The sequence below is a fragment of the Streptococcus sp. 2741 genome, from assembly GCF_013276315.1.
Lineage (GTDB): Bacteria > Bacillota > Bacilli > Lactobacillales > Streptococcaceae > Streptococcus > Streptococcus pseudopneumoniae.
Genome location: NZ_VMKU01000157.1, coordinates 1 through 6,787, shown reverse-complemented (window position 1 = coordinate 6,787; position 6,787 = coordinate 1). Strand labels below are relative to the sequence as shown.

Below are 6,787 nucleotides of genomic sequence, written 5' to 3'. Positions count from 1 at the left end.
TATATACGGTAAGGCGACGTTGATGTGGTTTGAAGAGATTTTTGAAGAGTATAAATATAAAGAAAAATCAGAAATTGAGATTAGAGAACTCTTTTGATTTCAACCCCTATTTTTGATAGAATGAAGCTGTAATGTATTAAAAATGAAGTATTACAAAGATAGGATAAGCCAACTTAATTTTTTATAAAATTAAAATTACAAAAGCTTGACAAAGCTAAGAAAGGATACTACCATGAGCACAGCACAGCACAGCACACAGGTGAAAACTCTGGACTTGAGAAATTAACTCTCACTTCAAAAGATGTTTTTACAGATAATATTTCAAAAATTGGTCAACTTTTTCCTGAAGTTCTGACGGAAAAGAGGGATGAATACGGCAGATTACGTTCTGCGATTGACTTTGAGAAGCTTAAACAGTTTTTATCAGAGGAAATTGTGGATGGTCGAGAATCCTATGAGTTTACTTGGGTTGGAAAGCGTGAAGCTATTGCAGAAGCTGGGCGACCAACTACCAAAACCCTAAGACCAGATCTTGATGAAAGTGTTGACTTTGAAAACAGTGAAAATGTCTTTATTACTGGGGATAATTTAGAAGTCTTGAAAATCTTACAAGAATCCTATCTAGGAAAAATCGATATGATTTATATCGATCCACCCTATAATACAGGGAAAGACTTTGTATACTCTGATAAGTTCCAAAAAACAGACGAAGAGTTGAAGGAAGAGATGGAACTTTTGGATGAAGAAGGACGCCAAGTAATTGGGCTCACAAAAAATGAAAAAACTTCGGCCCGTTATCACTCAGACTGGCTCAATATGATGTATCCACGCCTGCGCTTAGCAAGAAATCTCCTCAAAGATTCAGGTGTTATCTTTATCTCTATTGATGATAATGAACAAGCTAATCTGAAAGCTATTTGTGATGAGATATTTGGGGAAGAGAATTTTGTAGCAACTTTTGTTAGAAGAACTATAAATTCAGGAAAACAAGACTCAACTACCGCTTCGGTTTATCATGAATACTTATTAACGTATTCCAAAAACTTTGATAATTTGACGCTCAATAGAAGAGAAAAAAGTGAGAAGGAACGATTAAAATTATATCCTTTAGAAGACGAGTTTATAAATTCTAGAGGTAGATACTATATCTCACAATTAGACAAGGGGAGCCTTCAATACTCAGATAGTCTGAATTATCCTATAACTGCACCAGATGGGACTGAAATTTGGCCAGGTGAAGGTTTTCATGATAAAAGTAAAATATTCAGATGGTCTAAAGAAAAAGTTAAATGGGGATTAGAAAATGATTATTTAGTTTTTAAAAAACAAGGTGAACGATGGAAAGTATATGCTAAATCTTATGAATATCGTGATAATAATGATAATCCTGTAGTTCCTTCAAATCCTTATACAACGTTGGACTATATTACTAAAGAATTTTCAAATTTTAATGCAACTCCTGAACTTAATAAAGTATTTGAAAATAAGAAGTTTTTTGATTTTCCTAAACCAGTACTATTTGTAAAAGACTTGCTTAAATATTCTAGTAAGCAAGATTCTGTAATTCTCGACTTCTTCGGTGGTTCTGGTACTACAGCTGATGCAGTCATGCAACTGAATGCTGAAGATGGTGGAAATCGTAAGTTTATCCTGTGTACGTTGGATGAGGAAGTAGCTGATAAGTCTGTTGCTAAAGAAGCAGGTTATGAAACTATTGACCAGATTTCTCGGGAGCGGATTCGTCGTGCTGCTGCAAAGATTCAGGAGGAGCATCCAGAGTTGGTTGGCAAGCAGGACTTTGGTTTTAAAGCTTATAAGTTAGATTCTTCTAACTTTAAGGATGTTTCAGCTAGACCGGATCAATTTATTCAAGGAGAACTCTTTGATAGTGTATCCAATATCAAGGAAGGACGTACTGGCCTCGACTTACTTTTCCAAGTGATGCTGACATGGGGTATGGAACTGTCACTAACCATTGATTTGGAGAAAGTAGCAGGAGCAGAAATCTATGATGTAGATCAAGGCTCACTCATGGCTTGTTTTGAAGATGAAATATCAGAAGAAGTTATCCGTCACATCGCTCAAGCACAACCACTCCGTGCTGTTTTCCGTGATAGCTCATTTGCCAATTCAGCAGATAAGATTAACGTAAGTGAAATCTTCAAAGAATTGTCACCACATACGAAAGTGAAGGTGGTGTAATGTGAGCGAAATTCTTGATTTTAAAGATAGAGATATAGACTATGAGATTAACTTAAAATGCAATTCGATAGATATTGTGCGTTCAGCTAGGATTAATACGAGTAAAAGATTGTACGAATATGCTGAAAAATGGGAATTGATCTTTTTAGCAATGAGTATAATGTCAACGGGTTTATTAGTGTATTCGTTAATAAAACCTGAAAATAAAGATAGATTAGCTTTATCTGCTTTGTTTTCCATATACTCTTTACTTGTCCAGAATTTTGTTGTAAAGTTGAATTATAATGAGAGAGCTTTGAAACTACACTATCATCAGTTAGAATTAGAAGACTTTTTACTTGAATTAAAATCAATTATTTTCCAAAAATCACTTAGTGATGATGAAAAAATTAATAAGTATCAACAGATAATGTCAAGGTATCAAATTAGTTTACGGGGAAATGAAAATCATTCATATTATGATCACAAGTGTGCTAAAAAGTATCAGGTGAGAAAATATGGTCAAGGAGATTCGCAATCTGATAAGGAATCTAAAGTAATAGATGAGACAAGTGAAGATGATAAGAAAAAGTGTTGGCTGAAAAATGCCTTTATTTATATTGAGAAATTTATCAAGAGACATGATTTTAGTTGGAATAAAATCATTATTTGGTTTCAATATTTATTGATTCCATTAGTTCTTATCTGGTATTTGGTTTTATCTTAAAAGTAATAAATTATAAAGAAGAAAATAAATTATGAAACTACAATTTAAAAAACAACAATTCCAGTTGGATGCGGTTAGTGCCATTGCGGATTTATTTCAAGGACAAGCTAAACATACTGGAGTTCGGTATATGGCGGATCCAGGTCGTCTCAAGTCAGATGAGGTAGATTTAGTTTTAGATGCTTATCGAAATGCACCGATTCAATTGAGTCAAGCAAGTATACGAGAAAATGTTCATGCCATGCAAACTCGTTATGGTTTGCGTCCTTCTGATAAACTATCGATTGATATGATTGCTGGACGAGAAGCATATAATTTTTCAATAGAGATGGAGACGGGAACAGGGAAGACCTATACTTACATCCGTACAATTATGGAGTTAAATAAACGGTATGGCTGGCTTAAATTTGTCATTGTCGTTCCAAGTGTAGCCATTCGTGAAGGGGTTCTCAAGTCATTACAAATTATGTCAAGCCACTTTCAGATGGAGTATGGCAAACAACCACGCTATTTTGTCTACGATTCTTCACGTTTAGGTGATTTGGATAGTTTTACCAATTCGTCAGACCTTCAAATTATGGTCATCAACTCTCAAGCTTTTAATGCGAAAGGCAAAGATGCGCGACGGATTCATTCTGAACAGGAAAGTTTCCGTTGGCGTCGTCCAATTGACGTCTTGGCAGCTATGAATCCGATTATGATTATTGATGAACCTCAGTCTGTTGAAGGGAAACAGACAAAGGAAAGACTAAAAGATTTCAAGCCATTATTTACATTACGTTATTCGGCTACTCATAAGGAAAAGCATGATATGGTTTATAGATTGGATGCCATGGATGCTTACAATCAAAAATTAGTGAAGAAGATTGCAGTTAAGGCTATTGAGCAAACTGGGACGACCGGGACACAAGGATATCTATATCTACAAGAAATCATTCCACAAAAAACAGGAGCCCCCAAAGCAAAAATTGAGTTTGAAGTAAAAACGCAGTCAGGTGTCAAAAGGAAATTGAAGGTAGTGGAAGAACCCTTTGATTTATACGCTGAATCAGGGAATTTATCTGCTTATAAAGGAATGACCCTTAGTCACTTTGATGCAAGGGAGAACAAACTTCAAGTTGGCGTGACGCAAGAACTTCATGTTGGTGAAGTGATAGGGGAAGTGGATGAGTCGAGCATCAGAAGAATTCAAATCCGAGAAACTATAAAAAGTCATCTCGAAAAAGAAAGTAAACTGTACAATCGAAGAATTAAAGTATTATCCCTATTTTTCATCGATGAAGTGGCCAAGTATAAACAATATGATGAACATAATGATGCCTATAATGGTGAATATGCTCAGATTTTTGAAGAAGAATATCGAAATCAAGTAAACCAGTTTATCCAAACACAGGAACCAACTCCTTATCGTCGATATTTGGAGGCTAATCTTGAAGGAAATTCAGTTCATGCCGGTTACTTTTCGGTAGATAAAGTGAAGAAGTCAGATAAGACCATTTTTGTGGACTATAAATCTGCCAGTGAAAAGAAAAATAATCTTTCAAATGACATTGATGCCTATGACTTGATTATGAAGGACAAGGAGCGTTTATTGAGCTTTGAAGAGCCAGTTCGTTTCCTCTTTTCTCACTCAGCTCTAAAAGAGGGATGGGATAATCCTAATGTCTTTCAAATCTGTACGCTGAAGCAATCTTCAGCAGAGACTCGAAAACGTCAAGAAATCGGTCGTGGTATGCGTTTAGCAGTTGACCAAAACGGAATTCGTCAGGATTTTGAACTCTTAGGAAATGATGTTCATGAAATCAATAAACTGACAGTAATTGCAAATGAAAGTTATGATCAATTTGCTCGAAGTCTACAAGAAGAAATCAAAGAACTCTTAGCAGAACGTCCTGTAAAAGTGGATGTTACTCTCTTTACGAATAAAGTTCTAACGAATCAAGAAGGTCAAACAATACGAATTACCAAGGAACAAGCAGATTCGATTCATTTTGATTTGATTCGACAAGGCTATATAGACCGTGAAGGGCAATTGACTGCAGAATATTTTACTACAAAAGAAAATCATCAGTTACAACTGTCTGAAACACTAGCAGGTTATGAGGATAAGCTGGTAGAGATATTGGAGAGCGTTTATCATGCTGGACAGTATGAAATTGAAAATGCCAATAATGCGGTAATTCAATTCTCAAATGAGGTCAATCAAGAAAATATTGCCCGAAAAGAATTTTTAAATCTCTGGAAGCAAATCAATCGTAAGACGAGTTACCAAGTAGAGTTTGATGATGCGGAATTGGTAAAACATTCGGTTGACTATATCAATGAGAAATTAGTCGTTAGCAAACCAAGCTTTCATATAACTCAAGCAAGCGCTACTGAGATGAGTAAGGAAGAAGGTCTCCATCTCACAGTAGCTGAGAATGATCGTCAGCAAGAATATCTAACGGATTCGCAGATTATGACCAAATATGATTTACTAGGGGAAATTGCTGAACAGACTGGTTTAACTCGTAAATTGGTTGCGGAAATATTAAGTAAAATCTATGTCTACCAATTTGACAAGTTTAAACAAAATCCTGAAGAGTTTATTCTTAAGGTTTCAAAGCTCATTAATGAACAAAAAGCGAGTCAAATTATCAAGCATATCCAGTATAATGTGTTAAATGAAGAGTATGATATGGACTTGTTTTATGACAATCCTGAAACTGCTAACAGATCAGATGATCACTTACTTGAATCCAAAAAAGGGATTTACAATTTTGTAAAAGTTGATTCAAATACGGAGAAGACGTTTAAAGAATCTTTGGAACAATACGAGGATGTTCGTGTTTATGTGAAGTTACCAGGGAAGTTCAGTATTGCGACTCCACTTGGAAACTATAACCCTGACTGGGCAATCGCCTTCCGTGAAGGTAGTGTCAAGTATATCTATTTTGTTGCAGAAACAAAAGGCTCTATGTCTAGTCTTCAATTAAAACAAGCTGAGCAAGCAAAAATTTCCTGTGCGCGTGCTCATTTTAAAGCGTTAGCTCAAGCTGGATTGATTAATGATCAGCACATCTATGATGTGGTTTCAAGTTATGAGGAATTATTAAATATTGTAAGATAGGGAGGTAAAAGAAATGGAATTTATTGTATATCGTAAGGGAAGAGAAGTAGCTGTTTTTCAACGTAGGAGTGATGCAGAGAGATATGTGCACTCTAGAACTGGATTTTTTGGTGAACCAGATGCTTACTATCAGATTGAACAAAGAGGTTGTTATTTGACAGAAGCAGCTGTAACTTACAAGGGATTGGCAGATGACTGTGATGAATTGATGACTTTGCGAAAATTCAGGGATTCTTATCTAGCTTTTAAAGATGGTGGTCAGGAGGAAATTGAATCCTACTATAAGATGGCTCCTCAGATTGTTGCCAAGTTAGAAGAACATTCAAATCGTGAGGAAATACTAGAGTCTATCTGGTCAGGACTTGTCTTACCTTGTGTTTCCTTGATTAAAATAGGAGAGAATCAAACTTGCCATCAATTGTATAAAACATATACACTAGAATTGTCTCAAAAAGTGGTCCAATAAAACGAGTAGAGTATAGGAAAAGAGTTCGGGTCCTCGCTAACTTGTATAGTGAAGAGACCCCCTATTCTATTTAGATCCCCAATACCAAAACAAACGTGTCAAACTAATCACTAATAGAACATACTTGGAAGATTTTGAATGGAATGAGGAAGATACAAAGGAAGACAATTTCTCTAGCTGGCTTGATGAAATGGTAGGATTGTAAGGGGGGATTTTTACCCCTTGGGTTTTAAGAGTATATATAATTAAGATAAACGTAACCGCCCAATAACGAAGTATATTGAAAAATCTCCAGACTAGAGAA

The 6,787-nt window shown here is 35.5% G+C and carries 4 protein-coding genes; all 4 read left to right on the top strand.

The features are described from left to right. The first annotated feature begins 435 nt into the window (after positions 1 to 435). From HT671_RS11140 to HT671_RS11125, 4 genes are read left to right on the top strand one after another with little or no spacing between them, the layout of a single operon-like run. The gene (locus HT671_RS11140) at positions 436 to 2,202 is read left to right on the top strand and encodes a site-specific DNA-methyltransferase (RefSeq protein ID WP_138703277.1); all 1,767 of its coding nucleotides are present in this window, start codon (positions 436 to 438) and stop codon (positions 2,200 to 2,202) included. 1 nt (position 2,203) lies between these two features. Beyond that, complete coding sequence (locus HT671_RS11135; RefSeq protein WP_001289777.1) at positions 2,204 to 2,908, top strand: SLATT domain-containing protein; 705 nt, start codon at positions 2,204 to 2,206, stop codon at positions 2,906 to 2,908. A 31-nt stretch (positions 2,909 to 2,939) separates the two neighbouring features. Beyond that, a complete protein-coding gene (locus HT671_RS11130; RefSeq protein WP_138703278.1) occupies positions 2,940 to 6,017 on the top strand; it encodes a DEAD/DEAH box helicase family protein in 3,078 nt (1,025 codons plus the stop codon). 13 nt (positions 6,018 to 6,030) lie between these two features. Continuing rightward, the gene (locus HT671_RS11125) at positions 6,031 to 6,483 is read left to right on the top strand and encodes a CFI-box-CTERM domain-containing protein (RefSeq protein ID WP_050223616.1); all 453 of its coding nucleotides are present in this window, start codon (positions 6,031 to 6,033) and stop codon (positions 6,481 to 6,483) included. Positions 6,484 to 6,787 lie beyond the last annotated feature (304 nt).